Consider the following 18,864-nt stretch of genomic DNA (forward strand, 5'->3'; position numbering starts at 1 on the left):
ACCTCCGCAGCTTCGGCGGCAAGGTCCATTGGCGAATTTATGGGCAACGATTTTGCATGCCTTTCTTAGCACAAAAATTCATATGGAAACATTTTTTTATAACTTTATATCTCTTCAATAACCACGTAAATTCCCGCTTATGAATTTTCAGCAATTAAGAATTGTCCGCGAAACAGTCCGGCAGAATTTCAATCTGACCGAGACGGGAAAGGCGCTGTTTACTTCTCAATCGGGTATTTCCAAGGGGTTGAAAGAATTGGAGGACGAGCTTGGTGTCGAGATTTTTTCTCGTTTTGGTAAACGACTGGTCGGATTAACCGAGGCGGGCGGCGATCTTCTGAAAGTCGTGAACCGCATACTGCTCGACGCCGAAAATATCAAGCGCGTGGCCTCGCAGTTCTCAGGGCGCAAGAAGGGAAATTTAACGGTGGCAACCACTCATACGCAGGCTCGCTATGTTCTCCCGGATGTCATTAAACGCTTCATGCTGGATGTACCCGAAGTCCATCTCTCCTTGCACCAGGGAAGTCCCAAGGAAATCGCGGAACTGCTGCTCAGCGGTGACGCCGACATCGGTATCGCCACAGAAACACTCGCCCAGATCCCGGATTTGATCAGCTTCCCCTGCTACGAATGGGAGCATGGGGTGATCGTTCCGAAAGATCATCCGCTGTTGGCGTTGGATAAGGTGACGCTTGAAGATTTAAGCAAATTCCCCGTGATTACCTATCATCCTTCATTTACGGGCCGATCTCATGTGGATCACGCATTCCGTAAAGTAAATCTTGAACCGGATATTGTTATAACGGCGATGGATGCCGATGTTATCAAGACCTATGTAGGGCTTGGGTTGGGAATAGGGGTGGTCTCATCTCTGGCGTTCAGCGCCGAGCGAGATGTGTCACTGGCCCTTATTCCCGCGGGGCATTTGTTTGGATCCAACTTTGCCCGCATCGCCGTGCGCCGTGGACACTACCTGCGCGGATTTGCCTATGATTTCATTGAGAGATTGGCACCGGATTTAACTGAATCCACTTTAAGACAAAAAATATATGTTTGAACGCCGATATACTTCGGAACGCGGGAGCCAGTCCGGATTTACCCTGCTGGAACTGCTGGTCGTTCTCGTCATTCTTGGCATGCTCGTCGGGTATGTCGCACCCAAGTATTTCGCCCAGCTGGGAAAATCGGAAGTAAAGACCGCCCGTGCGCAGATCAATGCCTTGGAGAAGGCGCTGGACCAGTATCGCCTCGATGTTGGACGCTACCCTACCGGTGAGCAGGGATTGGCGGCGTTGAATGTTCGACCGGCGGCCGAAGCAAAATGGTCGGGGCCCTATCTGCAGAAAGCCGTCCCCAATGATCCATGGGGACGGCCTTATCTCTATAAGGCGCCCGGCGAACACGGCGAGTACGACTTGTCTTCTCAAGGCAAGGATGGCCAGCCGGGGGGCGATGAAGATAACGTGGATATCGTCAATTGGTAAGATGCGATATATCGTTCGCGCCCTATCCGCCGGTCAGTTGATATCGCTGGACCTTGACGCGCCGCATGAAGAAGATGCCGCCAGGCAAGCGCGAAGCCAGGGATACGAAGTCATCTCGATGGAAACACGGCCCGATAAGCTGCGCATGAGAAGGCGCGGGCGATTTCCATTGCTGCTGTTCAGCCGGGAACTGTTTGCGTTGATGAAGGCCGGGCTCGGCCTGATCGAATCACTGGAAGGTATTGCCGAAAAGGAGCACCGTCCGGAAGTACGCGTCACGTTGCAAGGCATACTCGATGCCCTTTATGCCGGACAAACATTCTCCGCCGCGCTGACGAGCCATCCTAAAGAGTTTCCGCTTCTCTATTCCGCCATGATACGTGCCAGCGAAAGAACCGGCGATCTGCCGGAGGCACTCATGCGCTATATCGGCTATGAGCAGCAGGTGGAAGTACTCAAGAAAAAACTGGTTGCCGCCTCGATCTATCCATTTCTCCTGATAACGGTCGGCAGCCTGGTGATCCTGTTTCTGCTTGGCTACGTGGTGCCACGGTTCTCTCAGATCTATACAGATGCCGGAACCTCGCAATCCTGGATGTTGCAAGTGGTGCTCGCGTGGGCGGGATTGATCGACCGGCATGGAAACGCCATTCTGATAACCACGCTTATCTTTATTATCGCCCTGGGCTACGCACTGTCTGTGCGGCAAGTGCGCAGCTATCTCGTGGGATTGCTATGGCGTCTCCCCATGATTGGTGAACAAATGCGGATTTTCCAGTTGGCACGTTTCTACCGCACCTTAAGCATGCTGCTGGTGAGCGGTATCACGGTATCGCAAGCATTGGAAATGGCACGTGGATTGCTGGCCGTCTCCTTCCACCTCAGCCTTACGCGCGCCAGTACGCTCATCCGTGAAGGCCGCGCCATTTCCGAGGCGATGGAAGCCGCCGGCCTGGTCACGCCAGTGTCATTGCGCATGCTCCGGGTCGGAGAAAAAAGTGGTGAAATGGGCCCCATGCTGGAGCATATCGCCACGCTGCACGATGAAGCAATCGCACGCTGGCTGGAATGGTTTACACGTTTGTTCGAGCCGCTGCTGATGATCGTTATCGGGCTTGTGATAGGCATTGTGGTACTCATGCTGTACATGCCTATTTTTGAATTGGCAGGTAGCCTGCAATGAGCTCGACGCCAGCCGCGACGACACTTTTCTCCCCTCGGGGAATTGCCGAAGCCCGTTTGCTGGCGCAGCGCAGCGGCCGTTCCGTGGTAGATGTGCTGGAAGCCAACTCTGAGCTGGATACCGTCCACTTTGTCGCCGAACTGGCGCGCGTGGCGCGGTTGCAGGCAATGGATATGGCGGCCCTGTATGCGTCAAGTCCGGCTTTCGACGTCATGAGTTTCACGCTGGCAAGCCGGCATGAATGCCTTCCATTGCGCACTCCGGAGAAACGATTGCGCCTGGTTGTAGCCGATCCATTTCATATCGAATTTTTCGACTGGGCAATGGAATGCGTACACGAACCTTTTGATCTCTACCTGGCCCATCGCGCCGATATTCTGGCATATCTGGCGCGTCACGAAGAGAGCCTGCACGCGATGGACGGGGCAATGCTGTCTTCTGCGGAAACCGGGAAAGCTCCCGCCGGCGATATAGAACATCTCTCGTTGCAGAGTATTAATGCGGATGCCAGTCCGATCATCCGGCTGGTCAACTCAACGTTATATGATGCGCTAAAAAGCGGCGCAAGTGATATTCATATGGAAAGCGCAGCCTTGGGACTGGTCATCAAATACCGTATTGATGGCGTCCTCGCGCAGGTTGGCGCCATTCAGGGTACGGAGATGGCCGAGCAGGCGGTATCTCGTGTGAAAGTCTTGTCGGAACTGGATATCGCCGAGCGCCGCGTACCCCAGGATGGCCGCTTCAAAGTGATGATGCAGGGGCGTGACGTGGATTTCCGGGTTTCGGTCATGCCCAGTATTTTTGGGGAAGATGCCGTATTGCGGGTACTCGACCGTAAATCGCTGTCGGACCAGGCCGCCGGCCTGTCCCTGACACAACTGGGTTTTGATGACTACATTATCGAGGGTTTCCGCCAACTCGTAAGCGAACCCTACGGCATGGTGCTGGTCACCGGCCCCACCGGTTCCGGTAAAACTACCTCACTGTATGCAGCGATCAGCGAGGTCAATCACGGTCATGACAAAATCATCACCATCGAGGACCCGGTCGAATATCAGTTGCCCGGCGTGCTGCAAATCCCCGTCAACGAAAAGAAGGGGCTGACCTTTGCGCGAGGCTTGCGCTCCATCCTGCGGCATGACCCGGACAAAATCATGGTGGGTGAAATCCGTGACGCTGAAACCGCCCAGATCGCCGTGCAGTCGGCACTGACCGGACACCTGGTCTTCACCACGCTCCATGCCAACAACGTGTTTGACGTGATCAGCCGCTTCCTGCATATGAATGTGGAGCCCTACAGCCTGGTGGCGGCACTCAACGGCGTCATGGCCCAGCGCCTGGTACGTTTGGTCTGCCCGCACTGCATTGAAGACTATGAGCCTTCCACACAGCTGCTGGCAGCGTCCCGCTTATCGCCGGAAGCCGCAAAAAACTTCCGTTTCCGCCGGGGGCGCGGTTGCGGACACTGCCGCGGCAGCGGGTATCGAGGCCGCAAAGCGGTGGCGGAATTGCTGGCGCTGGATGATGAACTCAGGGAAATGATAATCGCTCGCGAACCACTAAGAAAACTTAAGGAAGCGGGCCGCGCGCGCGGCATGAGAAATTTGCGCGAAGCAGCGTTGGCAACCGTGGCCAGCGGTAAAACCACTCTCGAGGAGATCAATCGTGTCACGTTTGTGGCGTGACAGGCTCGTTCTGGCGATCTATCCGGATCACGTGGCATGGCTGCATGCGACCGGGAGCCTGCATCCGCGCGTCATCGCCAAGGATATGGTTTCGTGCGCCGTGGACAAAGCCTCATCCTGGCGCGGCGCATTCTCCCTGCTACCTGATATCTTGCATGCGGTGCGGACCGACAGAATGCGGGTTACGGCAATGCTTTCCAATCGCCTGCTGCGGTATGCGATTGTTCCCAATCCGGATAGCGCACGCAGCCGGGAAGAACTGGATAAGCTCACACGTCATGCCTTTGAGCGTGCGCACGGCGATGCAGTCGCCGGTTGGGATATCAGGTTGAGTGACGCCGCACCGGGCCATCCCGCTCTGGCCTGCGCCGTAGATCGCGAACTCATTGTCGCCCTGCGCAATACGGTTGCCACATCGGGAGCCCGGCTGACTTCGATTCAACCTTACCTGATGGCGGCATTCAACCGGCTGGATCGCGCCCTGCGGACCCCGGATGGAATATTTGTGCTGGCGGAGCCGGAACGGCTAAGTCTCCTGGCATGGAAGCAGGCGGGCTGGTGCGGGGTGCAACAGGTTCATGCGACGGATGATTGGGTCGGCAGCCTATACGGCATAGTGGATCGATTGACTATTACCGCCGGACTGCATGACCATTATTCGCTGCGGCTGTGCGCACCGGAACTGGCCGGTGGAGAATCCGTTGACTGCGTATCCGCGGCGAATGACTGGAAAGTTGAAATGGCAGTGCCCGCATGGCCTCCAGGATTGACGCCCATCCAGGACCGGATCTTTGCAGGTGCCATGCTGGCGCTGTCCTGAGATGGTTTCCATGAAAATCCATCTTGATTACGCCAGGACTCCGCATGCCGCACCATTCTGGGCGTGGGGGCTATTGCTGTCGGCCTTGCTGCTCTTTTCCGCCGTCGGTTGGGAATACCTCCGGCTGGAAAGCGAACGCGCAAACCTGCAATCGCGGGTGCGAAACAATTCCCACGCGAGTCGCACCTTGAATGCACCGCCTTCTCCTGAAATTCAGAAAGCAATGCAGGACCAGATCCGCCAGGCCAACGCTGTGCTGAGCGAATTGGGCCGTCCATGGCCGGCGCTGTTCTCGATGCTGGAAAAAATCGCTCGGCCGGAGATCGCGCTGCTGGCCATACGCCCTGACGCTGCCAAAGGACGTTTGCGTATCGCGGGCGAAGCGCGCCAGCTCGCAGATGCGCTGGACTATGTGCGCAAACTGGCGGCGACCGGGCAAATGACCGATGTGGTTCTCGAAGAACACGAAGTGGTCGCTTCGGATCAGCAAAGACCCGTCCGTTTTGCCCTGAGCGCGCGCTGGGCGGGCTGATATGGACGCGATGACATCGAAGATAAGGCGTCTGGCGCGCCGCCTCGGCCCGGCGGGACTGAGCGGGATCGTGCTCCTTGCGGCTACATTGGTTTTCCTGCTGGCTGGCGTACTTCCCCTACGCGGCGAGATCGATAGCCTGCGCATGGAGTTGGCCGAGCGTCCCCTGCAACCCCTCCCGGTTGTGCCTATCTTGCCGCCAGATCAGATTCTGGCGAAGGAACTCGCGCTCTTTCAGGCGCGGTTTCCTACCGTGGATGAGCTTTCCGATGGCTTGGATGCGCTATTTATATTGGCCCGGGACAACGGACTGGAATTGAATAAGGGGGAATACGCGCTGGTGGAAAAGACGGCGGGAGCCTTGCGACGCTTCGAGGTCACGCTGCCGGTAACAGGGACTTATTCACAGATTCACGGCCTTATTCTGGAAGTGCTGGAAAAACTCCCCTCAACGGCGCTGGCCGATATTGCGCTCGAACGGGGGAAGGTGGGGGAAGGACAGGCCGCAGTCATTCTGCGGTTTGTATTTTTTGTGAGAAAGCGTGCATGAGGTCGGTGTCCATCAGGCGCCGGACAGCCATGGCGGCGGGCTTGGCCATCACTGCATGGCTGGCCATTCAGGTTGATGACCGGGAAGAGGAAGGAGTCATCCAGCTTGCGCATTCAACCCAGCGGACACCTGGTCCCTCCAATACCGGGGACGGAGCGGCATCCCCGGAGTTATCCGCTGCATTGAACTGGAGCGCGCTGAGCGGCCGGACACGCCTTACACCGGAACAGGACAGCCAGTCTGCGGATTTATTCAAGTCACATGACTGGGTTGTGGCGTCCAAACCATCTGAGGCGCCTGCGCCGCCCCCCACGCCGGTTGTCCCGGACCCCCCGTTTTCCTATCTGGGAAAACTGGCGGACAGCCCGGCGGGAACGACATATTTCCTGTCCGAAAACAATAAGGTACATTCAGTCGTAGCCGGCCAGAACATTGACAACGTCTGGCGGCTTGACACGGAAGATGCCACTTCCTTGAATCTTACCTATCTCCCCTTGGGGCAGCCTCAGACACTTCTTAAAACCGCCAGGCCCGCCGTATCCGCCGAAGATGGTCATCAAGGAGCTTTTTGATGAACATCACCTTCGGGGTTCCCAGCCTGGCTGCCTGCCTCGCCTGCGTATCGGTGCTGATGATGTCCGCCTGCGCCTTTGCACCCTGGCAAAAAGATGGCGTGCCGGGCGACACACCGGAAGAACGGATTGCCAATGCAGAAGCCGCCCAACGGGTAAAACCGGAGGATATGCCCACTCGCAAGGATCTTCATGTCACGCATGAACGGGCTGTCTATGAATTGCTGCAGGAGGCCGACCGGGCAGTGCACGAAGGACGAACCGCTGACGCGGAGGCGTTGTTTGCACGCGTGCTATTGGTGGACCCTGCCAATGCGCGTGCCCTGGCAGGCCAGCTTGCGATAACGAGTGAACGAAAATATGACGTTCAGGTGGAAGAGGCCCGCCGCCTGTTCAATGCGGACAATCCGGATGCGGCGCAGGCACAGGTGCGAGCAGTATTGCTTGAAATGCCATCCCATACCGGGGCACTTGAATTACAGGGTGAGATTCGCCGCAAACAGGAGTTTGTACGTAATGAGCCCCCCCGGCTCAAGTCGCCATTCGACCAGCCCGTTTCACTGGAACTGCGCGACGCCAATATCAAGATGGTATTCGAAGCGCTTTCACGTACCACGGGGATCAACTTCATTCTGGACAAGGACATCAAGCAGGATGCCAAGGCAACGGTATTTGTTTCGCATGCCCGCATTGAGGATGCCATAGAAATGGTACTGGCGACCAATGGCTTGCAGAAAAAAGCCTTATCCGAAACTACCGCATTGGTATTTCCCAATACGCTGCAGAAACTCAAGGATTATCAGGATTTGATGATTCGCAGTTTCTTTCTCACCAATGCCAGCGCCAAGCAGATAGCGGTGCTGCTCAAGACCATGCTCAAAAGCAAGGATGTTCATATCGACGAGCGCCTCAACATGCTGGTGATTCGCGATACTCCGGAGGTGATCCGCATTGCCGAAAAATTGGTGGCTGCCAACGACATGGCCGACCCTGAGGTCATGCTGGAAATGGACGTGCTGGAAATAAGCCGTAGCCGCCTGCAAGAACTGGGAATCAAGTATCCCACTACGTTGAGCAGCAGCGCGGGACTTACCTTGAGCGCATTGACCGCCAATCTCGGTTCAGCTCCACTCGAATTTCTGAATATCAACAGTAACCCCGTCGCAAACTTCAAAAAAACCATAGGCAATATCAACCTGCTGTCCAACCCCCGTGTCCGCGTGCGCAACAACGAGAAAGCCAGGGTGCAGGTGGGCAACAAGGTGCCGCTGATAACTACCAATGTGGCAGGCACTACCGGCACGTCCTCCGAAAGCGTTCAGTATATCGATGTGGGACTCAAGCTTGAAGTAGAGCCGCGCATCGCCCTGGATAATCATGTCCACATCAAGGTGGCGCTGGAAGTCAGTTCGCTGGGGATAGCCACAACCTTAAGAAACGGTTCCCAGGTTTTCCAGATTGGCACCCGCAACGCCACCACCCTCTTGCGCCTTAAAGATGGCGAAACCCAGGTACTGGCCGGTCTTATCTCGGATGACGAACGCATGAATGCGAGCAGGATACCGGGACTGGGCGATCTTCCAGTACTGGGACGATTATTCGCCAATCAGGAGGACAAAAAAGACAAGACGGAGATTGTTCTCGCCATCACGCCACGCATTCTCAATAACATTCGCCGTCCGGAATCGGAACTTTCGGAATATTGGTCCGGGACAGAATTGAGCATTAACGACCGGCCGCAGATCGTTGTTCCGGGTATCGGGGGAGGCGGCACCGGACGCAACCTGCCTCAACGCCAACTTCCCCTCCCCTTAGAACAACCTGTGCCCCAGGATGAAACTCAAGACCAGCCGCAAACTCCATCACCGGTGCCCTCCCCGGCCCCAAATCCGGCCACGGATACTTCAAGCCCCGTCGGCGGGGGGCAATCTCAGCCTCTCACCGATCCATTCGGTACTCCGGTGAATGCCCGATGAAAGGCTTTACCCTGATCGAGCTGGTGGTAACGGTGACCATCGTCGGTATCCTTGCCATGGCGTTGCTGCCCCTCGGCCAGTTAAGCGTCAAGCGCATGAAGGAAGCGGAATTGCGCGCCGCGCTGCGCGACATCCGGACCGCGCTGGATGCTTACAAAAAAGCGGCTGACGAAGGCCGCGTAGAGAAGGCGGCGGAGACTTCGGGCTATCCGGCTTCATTGAATGCGCTTGCGCAAGGCATACCGGATGCACGCGATCCGAAGAAGCGGCTTGTACGCTTTCTACGCCGCGTGCCCCGCGACCCGATGAATCCTGACACGGAGGCCGGTTCGCAGGAAACATGGGGCAAGCGCAGCTACGAAAGCGGCCAGGATTCTCCCCAGGCCGGAGACGACGTGTTCGACGTCTATTCCCTCAGCCGGGAAATCGGACTGAACGGTATCCCCTACAACGAATGGTAATGGCATGGGCCGCACATCTCCCGGTTTCACTCTGATCGAATTGCTGGTGGTATTGGCCATTCTGATGCTCCTGCTGACGGTAGCCGCGCCCCGCTATTTCAGCGGAGTGGATCGTGCGAAAGAAGCCGCACTGAAGCAGAATCTTACTGTGATGCGTGAAGCCGTGGACAAGTTTTATGGTGATCAGGCACGCTATCCCTACACCCTGGAAGAATTGGCGGAGCGTAAATATATACGCAGCATACCGGTGGATCCCATGACTGAAAGCGCAAAAACCTGGATTATCGTTACACCGTCGGACGATACCCCGGGCGGCGTATACGATCTGCATAGCGGCGCCGCCGGTCTCGCAATGGATGGATCAAGCTATGGTGACTGGTAGGCATACACTCGCCGGGCATCAGCAAGGATTCACTTATCTCGGGCTACTGATGTTTATTATCATCTCCGGCATTGCCCTCGCCTCTACCGGCCAAGTCTGGCATGCCGAAGCGCAGCGGGAAAAAGAACGGGAACTCCTGTTTATCGGCGAACAGTTTCGCAAAGCCATAGGAAGCTATTATGAAAACACCCCGGGAGGGGTCAAGCACTATCCGCTCACGCTGCAAGAACTGCTGGAGGATAAGCGTTTTGTCAAAACGCGACACCATTTGCGCAGAATCTACCGTGACCCGATTACCGGAGCAGTTCAATGGGGATTGGTAAGGGAACAGGGGCGCATTACCGGGATACACAGTCTATCCACCGCCAAGCCCTTCAAGCGGGACGGATTTCCCCGTGAATTTAACGACTTTACCAACGCGGAAGAATATACGGATTGGCGTTTTATCTACACGCAAAATGCGGCAGCCTTATCCGCTGGAGCGGCAACTCCGCCGGCGAACCCTGGAACGGCTCCGTCAGGGACTGCGCGACCCAGCCCAGGCGGCCCTTCCGGCCCTGCCGCACCGACGAAACCAAGCAACCGCTTCGCATTGTGCGGAAGTCAGCTCACCATCGAAAATGCGCAATGCCGGGAAAGTTGTGGAGATTTGACCGGGCCGAGCTGCCATGCCTGCTTTGCCGCCGCATCCGACGCTCACCGGGCCTGCTTGCGTAATTAGGCGCGGTGGGTGACTGCGGTCGGTAACGCTACCGTCAGCACAACCCCTCTCTCATGATAAAAAGAAATAAGTAAATCGGATCTTATTGGTTCCTCGTATAAAGAGGGGCTGGTAACTTCTGTTCCGTCGATACTCTTTTCCCCTAATTCAAGGTACCCGCCATCCGGCGGTGCTGCCCATTAATCCCAGGGCGTAAGCCAAGCAAGGCCACGGAGGAAGCATGTTTCGAATACTGATTGCCGGAATGCTGCTAATCGGCGCCGCACAAGCGGAATCTCGAGAAATCTCGCTGCTGAATGTTTCCTACGACGTTACCCGCGAGTTCTACAAAGATTACAATCCGGCCTTCGCCGCTTTCTGGAAGCAAAGGACCGGCGAGACGGTGACCATCAATCAATCCCATGGTGGATCGAGCAAACAGGCTCGCGCAGTCCTGGATGGTCTGGAGGCCGACGTCATCACCATGAACCAGGCCAACGACATCGATCTGCTTGCGGAACGAGGAGGATTGATTCCACGGGATTGGGAGAAGCGCTTCCCGCGCAACAGCGCCCCTTATACATCCACTACCGTATTTCTTGTTCGCAAGGGTAATCCCGGGAACATTCATGATTGGGATGATCTGGTCAAGCCGGGTGTGGCCGTGGTGATTCCCAACCCGAAGCTTTCCGGCAATGGCCGTTACAGCTATCTCGCTGCGTGGGGGTATGTGATCAAGAGGGGCGGCAACGAGCAGGGTGCGAAAGACTTCGTTGCCAGGTTATTCAGGAATGTGCCCGTGCTGGACGGTGGAGGCCGGGCAGCGTCGACGACATTCGTCCAACGCGGCATCGGCGACGTCCTGCTGACCTTTGAAAACGAGGCATTCCTGACCCGAAAAGAACTCGGTGACGATAAATTTGACGTGGTCTATCCATCGATAAGTATTCTGGCAGAGAACCCGGTCAGCATCGTAGACAAAGTGGTCGAAAAGCGCGGCACTCGCAAACTCGCGGTAGCATATCTGGAATATCTTTATTCAGAAGAGGGGCAGGAGCTTGCCGCCAGGCATTACTTCCGTCCGCGTGATGCCAGGATCCTGGCACGTCATCAGGCGGCATTCCAGAAATTGAATCTATTTACCATCGGCGAAATATTCGGTAGCTGGAAAGCGGCCCAGGCTGCTCATTTCGACGACGGCGGCCTGTTCGATCAAATCTATTACGTGAAGTAACCATGGCGAACACGGCGAATCCTGTGGGGCTTGCTTGCGTACTTCGCGGAACCCCGTATTAAATTCGGATAATCCTTTCGGATAATCCTATTAGGCGGCCGATCCGGGTCGTGAAGACCGCTCAGTGAAAGCGACCGGCGTCAACCGCATAGCAGAGCACGATGGCTATGCAAACCCCCCATATGAAAAAAAGAGATAAACAAATCAAGTCTTATTAGTTCCTTGCATAACGGGACACTGATAACTTCCATTCCAATGCTTCTCCGGTTTAGTTCAAGGACCTGTCACCAAACAGTGCCTTTTCTTATCCCGAGTAGTAGCCAGCAAGATTACAAGAAAGCATGTTTTTAATATGGGTTGTCGGCTTGCTGCCGATGGCGCAGCACACGCGCAACAACTGCGCAGGCGACCTGCCCGGAATAGCGGGAGAGTCATTTTGGAAAAAATCAATGAAATACTATTGTCAAATCGCGCTTGCATCCGCGCTCAGTGCATTACCTGTAAGTCCGATTCAGGCGGAGGAACCCGGCACACCGCCGGGCAGATCCTCGGTAATCCAACAAAGAACACAGCAGCAAATAGGCCAGGCGGAAGCATCAGCCGCAGATAAAAAGGCAGTCAAATCAACAGACGGAAATTTCAAATGGGCGATCAAACCGGGGCATCGGCCTGCTGAACCGTCTCCTCCCAGACCGGCCATGAATACGGATCGCGAGTACGACTGGTGGGAGCAATCCGCCGCCAAAGCGGAAGCAACCTCCAAACCCACAAGCTATCACCGGCGCTCCAACAGCTATGCCACTAATCCCGACACCGATCCACCCAGATATGTGCGCCGGTTGAGCGACATCGGCATCGAGGCGTTCAAGGACATTACTTGGCTGGATATCGGCTTTGAGTTCCGCACCCGTTACGAAATGCGGCACAACGACGTACGCCGGGTTGAAGGCGGATTCGATAACCCATTCTTTCTGCGTTCCCGCGCCTACCTGGGCATCAGGGAAATTCTTGATCCGTTCCGGGGCGCTATCGAGTTTCAGGATTCGCGAGTCTACAATAACAGGTTTCCGACCACTGACCAGGAGTACAACCCTTATGACCTGATCCAGGGGTATGGCGAATTGTATTTCAAGAATGCGCTGGGCGAAGATGATCGCAAACAGAACCGGCCACTCAGGTTCAGGGTGGGGCGCATGGCCTACGAAACGCTGGACCGGCGTTTTATCGCCCGCAACGAATGGCGCAATACCACCAACACCTTTGAGGGGTTTCGTCTAAATTTAGGCCGGGAAGCCAATGACTGGGAAATCGATATGTGGGGGTATCAACCGGTCAAACGTCTGCAAAATGATTTTGACCGGCGCAACGATCACCTGTGGTTTTATGGCGTGATTGGCCACTGGCGCAAGTGGTCCGACATTATCACGCTGCAACCATATTACATGGGTCAGAAACAAACGGCTGACCCCAATGGCCATACCGCAACAAACCGGCTCGATCGGGAACTTCACATGCCGTCGCTGCGTGGCTACGGCAAGATTGGAAATTGGCTGGATTACGATGTCAATTTCAGCTATCAGTTCGGTACTCATGGAACCGAGCGGCATGATGCGTATGGTTACACCGCCGAAGTAGGGCATAACTTCAATTACGCATGGAAACCGCGTGTGAGTGCTTTTTATGGTTACGCCACCGGTGACCGGAATCCCAACGACAATGTGAATAATCGTTTTGACCGTTTCTTTGGTTTTGCGCGCCCCTGGTCAGCGGATCATTACGTTATTTATGAGAATATCAAGGCGCCCAAGATCAGGTTTGACCTTCAGCCGACCCAAAAGCTGGGATTAGAAGCCGGCTATAGCTGGTTCTGGCTGGCCAGCAGCACGGATCGTCTTTTCGATACCTTCGACGGCAACATCAGCGTGGTCAGAGACCCCGGTTTTAATCGGGATAGAACCGGAAGGAGCGGCGACTATGTCGGAGGCGCAGTGGAACTGCGCTTGCGCTATCAACTCGCATCGCGGATCAACACCACGTTCGGCTACACTCATTTCACCGCCGGCGAGTTCGTAAAAAACAGGATAGAGGCGCATCCTGACGATATCGTACAGCGCTCAGGCAACACCGACTTTTTCTACGTTGAAGTGTTAATGAGCGCCTTTTAAGTCATCCCACATATACATTATTTGCCATTTCCTTCGAAATCAGGCGTTCACAACTTTCTATATGATAAAAAGAGATAAACAAATCTAATCTTATTAGTTCCTCATATAAGGGGGGGCTGGTAACTTCTACTCTGTCGACAATCTTCTGCTTTAAGTAAAAGGCATCTGCCCTTCGGCGATGCCTTCTCATTATTCAGAGCAGCGGCCAGATAAACTTACGGAGAGAGCAGTGAAATACTATTGGCAAATCGCGCTTGCATCCGCAATCAGCACATCACCCGTAAGCTTGCTACAAGCGGGGGAAAGCCATAAGCCAGCGGGAGAATCTTCGGTGAGAACCCAGCAGGGGGCGCAGCAACTGGCTCAGGCCGGGATATTTGATTCAGATAAACAGTTGATAAAATCATCGGATGATAATTATAAATGGGCAATCCCATTATCGGATGGCGACTACAAATGGGCGATACCGTCATCGGGCAACCCCGCCGCATCGAATAAATCGGCTGCCCCGCTTGCTGCCACACCGGAAGCCAGCAAAAAGTCCGCCAGCTATTTTAAACCTGCCAGCAGCTATTCCACACAACCGGAGTCTGATCCGCCAAGATATGTAAAGAATCTGAGCAAAACCGGTATCGAGGCCTTCAAAGATATCACCTGGCTGGATGTAGGCCTGGATCACCGTACCCGGTACGAATTTCGGAGTAACGATATACGACGCACCGACCTTACACTTGACCAGCCTTTTTTACTACGTTCACGCGCCTATGTTGGAATAAGGGAAATTCTGGATCCGTTTCGCGGCGCAATTGAATTTCAGGATTCCCGACGCTACAACGGCAAATTCCCGCATGATGACCGTGATTTTAACGACTACGACCTGATTCAGGGGTATGGCGAACTGTATTTCAAGCGCGCGTTGGGTCAAGACGATCGGAAACAGGACCGTCCAATCAGGTTTCGGGTAGGCCGTATGGCTTATGAGGCGCTGGACCGGCGTTTGATCGGGCGTAACGAATGGCGCAACACCACCAATACTTTCGAAGGCTTTCGCATTAATCTGGGCCAGGAAGCGAATGACTGGGAAGTTGATTTATGGGCCTATCAACCCGTTAAGCGGGTACTGGCCGCTTTCGATCAGCGTGTCGAAAATCAGTGGTTTTACGGGGTTATCGGTCACTGGCGCAAATGGTCGGATATTATTACGCTCCAGCCCTATTATATGGGCCTTGCACAGGACGGCAGCAAAATGCCCGGGCAAATTGACCGTGAAATCCACGCGCCCGCCCTGCGTGGCTATGGGAAGATAGGCAATACCAATCTGGATTATGATTTCAACCTGATCTATCAATTCGGCAGAAACGGGTCGGAGCAGCATGACGCACACGGTTATACGCTCGAGACGGGATATACCTTCAAACACGACTGGAAACCGCGTATCAGCGCCTTTTATGGCTACGCAAGCGGAGATCGCAACCCTAATGACAACGTCAATAACCGGTTTGAACGCTTCTTCGGTTTCGCGCGGCCATGGTCCGCGGACGACTACATTGTTTTTGAAAATATTAAAGCGCCTAAAATCAAGCTTGAGCTCCAGCCAGCCAAAGATTTGCGTATAGATGGCGGCTATAGCTGGTTCTGGCTCGCCAGCAGCACTGACCGCTTTAACAACTTGCTCGATGGCAATAACAGTGCGATTCGGAATCCGGGTTTCAATCGTGATCCGACTGGAAGGAGTGGTGATTTTATCGGACATGCTTTGGATATTCGCGCGCGCTATAAACTCACACCCAATATCGACACTACGGTGGGCTATTCGCACTTCGTCAGCGGCAACTTCACACGTAACAGGCAAATGGCTGCGTTGGGCAGAAGCCCGAGAGGCTCCGACTTTTTTTATGTTGAAGTAGTAATCAGTGCTTTTTAATCGGAGCCTGATTAGATTTATTTAATTATCACATCAGAGGAAAAATGAAAATTAAAACATGGCTGACAGCAGCCTTGCTAGCGAGTTTGTTAATCAACGGCAACGCTTTCGCGGACAGGACTTTACTTAATGTCTCCTATGATCCAACGCGTGAGCTTTACCAGGAGTTCAATGAGTCATTCATAAAACAGTGGCAGGCAAAGACCAAGGAGAAAGTGGCCGTGAAGCAATCCCACGGCGGTTCCGGCAAACAAGCGCGCTCAGTGATCGACGGTCTCGAGGCGGATGTGGTGACGCTCGCCTTGGCCAACGACATCAACGCCATCGCGGAAAAAGCCAAATTGCTGCCTGAAGACTGGCAGAAGCGCCTTTTGCGCAACAGCACGCCTTATACCTCGACCATTATTTTTCTGGTGCGCAAAGGCAACCCCAAGGGGATTAAGGACTGGAACGATCTGGCCAGACCTGGTGTGGCTGTGATTACACCCAATCCAAAAACCTCTGGCGGCGCGCAGTGGAATTATCTGGCAGCATGGGAATTTGGGAAGCGAAACTTTGGTGAGGCCAGAGCAAAAGAATTTGTCGCGGATATCTACAAGAATGTTCCAGTGCTTGATTCCGGCGCGCGCGGCTCAACCACGACTTTCGTCGAGCGCGGTGTCGGCGACGTATTCATCTCCTGGGAGAACGAAGCCTTCCTCGCGATCAAGGAGTACGGTCCCACCAAGTTTGAAATCGTGGTGCCGTCACTCAGCATACTCGCCGAACCGCCGGTCGCGATAGTAGACAAAGTGGTGGACAAGAAGGGTACGCGCGATCTCGCCGAAGCCTATCTACAGTATTTATACTCGGAGGAAGGTCAGGAGATCGCCGCAAAGAATTTCTACCGTCCTACCGACACCAAGGTTGCCGCAAAATATGCTGATCGATTTCCTGCCATCAAACTGTTCAAGATCGATGATGCGTTTGGCGGCTGGAAGAATGCATACAAGGTTCATTTTGCGGATGGTGGGACGTTCGATCAAATTTATCAGAAATAAGCATCCTGCGGCGCGGAAGCGCCACCATATAATTCAGGAGTCAGCATGACTGCATTGATCGTGGGTGGGGACTACATACAAACCTTGAAGCGGGAACTCCTCGCGCACGGCCTGACCGATGTCGAACACTGGGATGGTCGACAGTCGAGAATTACCAAGCGTACAATTCCCGGCAGCGCCAGACTGGTGGTGATACTGTACGATTATGTCAGCCACAGCGTATCGAATGCTTTGAAGCAGCAGGCGAATAAAAGTGGCGTACCCCTGGTGTTCTGCAGAAACTCAACGCATGAGTTGCGGAGAAAGCTGGAAAGTATGGAATTAAGCGAGGTTCCCTGTCGCCGCGGCGACGCTATCCAATCGATAATACTCATCGTTGAACAATGGGGCTGCCTGGCAGCTTCGATTATCTTATTGCCTGAACGAAGGAAAGAGCACCGGTATGAAAACAAGGAATGCGCATGATGAATTGAGGCGGGTTCAGGCGACCACCGATTATCTGCTGCATCCCTCGGAAGATGATGGCTGGGTAATCGGGCATTTCTCCAATAATCGTTTGTCAAGCGTCTTTCAGCCGGTTGTTGATGCACATAACCGCCAGGTTGTTGGGCATGCCGCTTACGTGCGTTGCGAACCCGACCATAAGAATGTGGTACCTCCATGGGGCATTTTTGCGTTGGCGGCGGAGGATACGCTACTGGTCAAGCTGGATCGCCTGTGCCGGACATTGCATGCGATCAATTATTTCAGTATCGCTTTGGGGCCGGGCGATCTTTTCGTCAGCGTGCAGCCACGCCTGCTGGAAAGCGTCAAGGACGATCATGGCCGCGCGTTCGCCGAGGTCCTCGATCTCATCGGGGTGGCTGCCTCTCGCGTGGTTATTGAAATTCCGGCCGAGGTGAATCGGGACTGGCGGCTGCTCAGGCACGTGATCGGCAACTATCGTTCACGCGGTTATCGGATCGCGGCGAATCACAGCGGTGTAGGCAACAACTGGATGGCGGAACTGGGAAGCCTATATCCCGATATCGTCCGACAGGACGCTTCAACCCTATTGCAGCACAATGGCCCGGATTCGCTGCTGGACACCGTTCATCGTTTCGGGGCCGCTCTGTTGGTGCGAGATATCGAAACCAGCCAGCAGCTAGCGGCTGCAATTCGAGCAGGTGCCGATTTCTTGCAGGGCCGTTTTCTGGGAGAACCGGCCCGCACGATTGAAGCAAGGAGCTTCGGGCAGCTGCGGGGTGAGGGTCATGCAGCGCGGGCAGGAAATGTAAGCGGTTAAGCAAATGGATCAATAGGAGTTTTGAATTGGGCACATTCAAGCAATACAGCGTTCTGCCAGGATTCAATCTGGCGCTCGGGTTTACCCTGCTTTATCTGAGTCTTATCGTACTGATCCCGCTGTCAGCGGCATTTATCCGCACGTCCGCGTTCACATGGCCGGAATTCCTGGCTGTAGTGACGACACCCCGTGTGGTGGCCTCCTACCGGCTGACTTTCGGGGCTTCATTTGCAGCTGCGGTGGTCAACGCCATATTCGGTCTTCTGGTGGCGTGGGTATTGGTACGCTATCGCTTTCCAGGCAAGAAGATTGTGGATGCGCTGGTGGATCTTCCCTTTGCGCTGCCAACAGCGGTGGCCGGTATTGCGCTGACCGCGCTTTACGCAGGTAACGGCTGGATTGGTCAATTTTTCGAGCCTCTCGGCATCAAAATCGCTTTCACACCGATCGGCATTTTTGTTGCGTTGACCTTTATTGGCTTGCCATTCGTGGTACGTACGGTTCAGCCGGTGCTCGAGGATATCGAGTCGGAATTGGAAGAAGCCGCGGCAACGCTGGGTGCGACTCGGCTGCAGACTTTCACGCGGGTTATTTTCCCCACACTTTTTCCGGCATTGATGACAGGTTTCGCGCTTGCGTTTGCACGCGCGATTGGTGAGTACGGCTCGGTCATTTTCATTGCCGGCAATATGCCCATGATTTCGGAGATTACTCCGCTTCTGATCATCACCAAGCTTGAGCAGTATGATTACGCGGGCGCCACCGCGCTGGCGGTAGTCATGCTGGTGATTTCGTTTGTGATGCTGCTGATCATCAATCTGCTGCAGTGGTGGAGCCGCCGGAGTATGGCCGCATGAGATTCTAT

Annotated in this window: 19 protein-coding genes; all 19 read left to right on the top strand. The window is 54.7% G+C overall.

Annotated elements, in window-relative coordinates; all coding sequences use genetic code 11:
* Positions 1 to 139: 139 nt before the first annotated feature.
* The 19 genes from SQ11_RS01350 (at position 140) to cysT (ending at position 18,856) form a co-directional block, all read left to right on the top strand.
* A complete protein-coding gene (locus SQ11_RS01350) occupies positions 140 to 1,060 on the top strand; it encodes a CysB family HTH-type transcriptional regulator (RefSeq protein WP_041512308.1) in 921 nt (306 codons plus the stop codon).
* Entirely contained in the window at positions 1,053 to 1,487 is a 435-nt protein-coding gene (gspG, locus tag SQ11_RS01355) for a type II secretion system major pseudopilin GspG (RefSeq protein ID WP_041512309.1), read from the top strand. Before SQ11_RS01350 ends, gspG begins: the two co-directional genes overlap by 8 nt.
* Before the next feature lies 1 nt (position 1,488).
* The gene (locus SQ11_RS01360; protein WP_041512310.1) at positions 1,489 to 2,670 is read left to right on the top strand and encodes a type II secretion system F family protein; all 1,182 of its coding nucleotides are present in this window, start codon (positions 1,489 to 1,491) and stop codon (positions 2,668 to 2,670) included.
* On the top strand, positions 2,667 to 4,358 hold the full coding sequence (locus SQ11_RS01365; protein ID WP_041512311.1) for a GspE/PulE family protein: 1,692 nt from the start codon (positions 2,667 to 2,669) through the stop codon (positions 4,356 to 4,358). The genes SQ11_RS01360 and SQ11_RS01365 overlap by 4 nt, the downstream gene beginning before the upstream one ends.
* A complete protein-coding gene (locus SQ11_RS16280) occupies positions 4,339 to 5,178 on the top strand; it encodes a hypothetical protein (RefSeq protein ID WP_052493917.1) in 840 nt (279 codons plus the stop codon). Before SQ11_RS01365 ends, SQ11_RS16280 begins: the two co-directional genes overlap by 20 nt.
* Positions 5,179 to 5,188: 10 nt before the next feature.
* On the top strand, positions 5,189 to 5,710 hold the full coding sequence (locus SQ11_RS16285; RefSeq protein ID WP_198140767.1) for a PilN domain-containing protein: 522 nt from the start codon (positions 5,189 to 5,191) through the stop codon (positions 5,708 to 5,710).
* A gap of 1 nt (position 5,711) precedes the next feature.
* On the top strand, positions 5,712 to 6,260 hold the full coding sequence (locus SQ11_RS01380; RefSeq protein ID WP_041512312.1) for a hypothetical protein: 549 nt from the start codon (positions 5,712 to 5,714) through the stop codon (positions 6,258 to 6,260).
* A gap of 5 nt (positions 6,261 to 6,265) precedes the next feature.
* A complete protein-coding gene (locus SQ11_RS16290) occupies positions 6,266 to 6,832 on the top strand; it encodes a hypothetical protein (protein ID WP_156972380.1) in 567 nt (188 codons plus the stop codon).
* Positions 6,832 to 8,808, top strand: coding sequence for a secretin N-terminal domain-containing protein (locus SQ11_RS01390; protein ID WP_041512313.1), 1,977 nt, complete (start codon positions 6,832 to 6,834; stop codon positions 8,806 to 8,808). Before SQ11_RS16290 ends, SQ11_RS01390 begins: the two co-directional genes overlap by 1 nt.
* The gene (locus SQ11_RS01395; protein ID WP_041512314.1) at positions 8,805 to 9,269 is read left to right on the top strand and encodes a type II secretion system protein; all 465 of its coding nucleotides are present in this window, start codon (positions 8,805 to 8,807) and stop codon (positions 9,267 to 9,269) included. Before SQ11_RS01390 ends, SQ11_RS01395 begins: the two co-directional genes overlap by 4 nt.
* 4 nt (positions 9,270 to 9,273) lie before the next feature.
* Positions 9,274 to 9,651 carry a type II secretion system protein gene (locus SQ11_RS01400; protein WP_041512315.1) on the top strand — a complete coding sequence of 126 codons (378 nt, stop codon included), beginning with the start codon at positions 9,274 to 9,276 and terminating at the stop codon, positions 9,649 to 9,651.
* Positions 9,638 to 10,372, top strand: coding sequence for a type II secretion system protein (locus SQ11_RS17455; RefSeq protein ID WP_198140768.1), 735 nt, complete (start codon positions 9,638 to 9,640; stop codon positions 10,370 to 10,372). Before SQ11_RS01400 ends, SQ11_RS17455 begins: the two co-directional genes overlap by 14 nt.
* Before the next feature lie 220 nt (positions 10,373 to 10,592).
* Positions 10,593 to 11,585 carry a sulfate ABC transporter substrate-binding protein gene (locus SQ11_RS01410; protein ID WP_041512316.1) on the top strand — a complete coding sequence of 331 codons (993 nt, stop codon included), beginning with the start codon at positions 10,593 to 10,595 and terminating at the stop codon, positions 11,583 to 11,585.
* 341 nt (positions 11,586 to 11,926) lie between these two features.
* Positions 11,927 to 13,750 (top strand): alginate export family protein, encoded by a 1,824-nt coding sequence (locus SQ11_RS01415; protein ID WP_306463957.1) that lies wholly within the window; start codon positions 11,927 to 11,929, stop codon positions 13,748 to 13,750.
* 229 nt (positions 13,751 to 13,979) lie between these two features.
* Positions 13,980 to 15,674, top strand: coding sequence for an alginate export family protein (locus tag SQ11_RS01420; protein WP_041512317.1), 1,695 nt, complete (start codon positions 13,980 to 13,982; stop codon positions 15,672 to 15,674).
* Between the two features lie 44 nt (positions 15,675 to 15,718).
* Positions 15,719 to 16,714 (top strand): sulfate ABC transporter substrate-binding protein, encoded by a 996-nt coding sequence (locus SQ11_RS01425; protein WP_041512318.1) that lies wholly within the window; start codon positions 15,719 to 15,721, stop codon positions 16,712 to 16,714.
* 45 nt (positions 16,715 to 16,759) lie between these two features.
* The gene (locus SQ11_RS01430; RefSeq protein WP_041512319.1) at positions 16,760 to 17,179 is read left to right on the top strand and encodes a DUF2325 domain-containing protein; all 420 of its coding nucleotides are present in this window, start codon (positions 16,760 to 16,762) and stop codon (positions 17,177 to 17,179) included.
* Positions 17,157 to 17,999: an EAL domain-containing protein gene (locus SQ11_RS01435; protein WP_084226676.1), complete on the top strand. Its 843-nt coding sequence runs from the start codon at positions 17,157 to 17,159 to the stop codon at positions 17,997 to 17,999. Before SQ11_RS01430 ends, SQ11_RS01435 begins: the two co-directional genes overlap by 23 nt.
* Positions 18,000 to 18,025: 26 nt before the next feature.
* Positions 18,026 to 18,856 carry a sulfate ABC transporter permease subunit CysT gene (gene cysT, locus SQ11_RS01440; RefSeq protein WP_041512320.1) on the top strand — a complete coding sequence of 277 codons (831 nt, stop codon included), beginning with the start codon at positions 18,026 to 18,028 and terminating at the stop codon, positions 18,854 to 18,856.
* Positions 18,857 to 18,864: the final 8 nt, after the last annotated feature.

Source organism: Nitrosospira sp. NpAV (assembly GCF_000832065.1).
In the GTDB taxonomy this organism is placed as follows: domain Bacteria; phylum Pseudomonadota; class Gammaproteobacteria; order Burkholderiales; family Nitrosomonadaceae; genus Nitrosospira.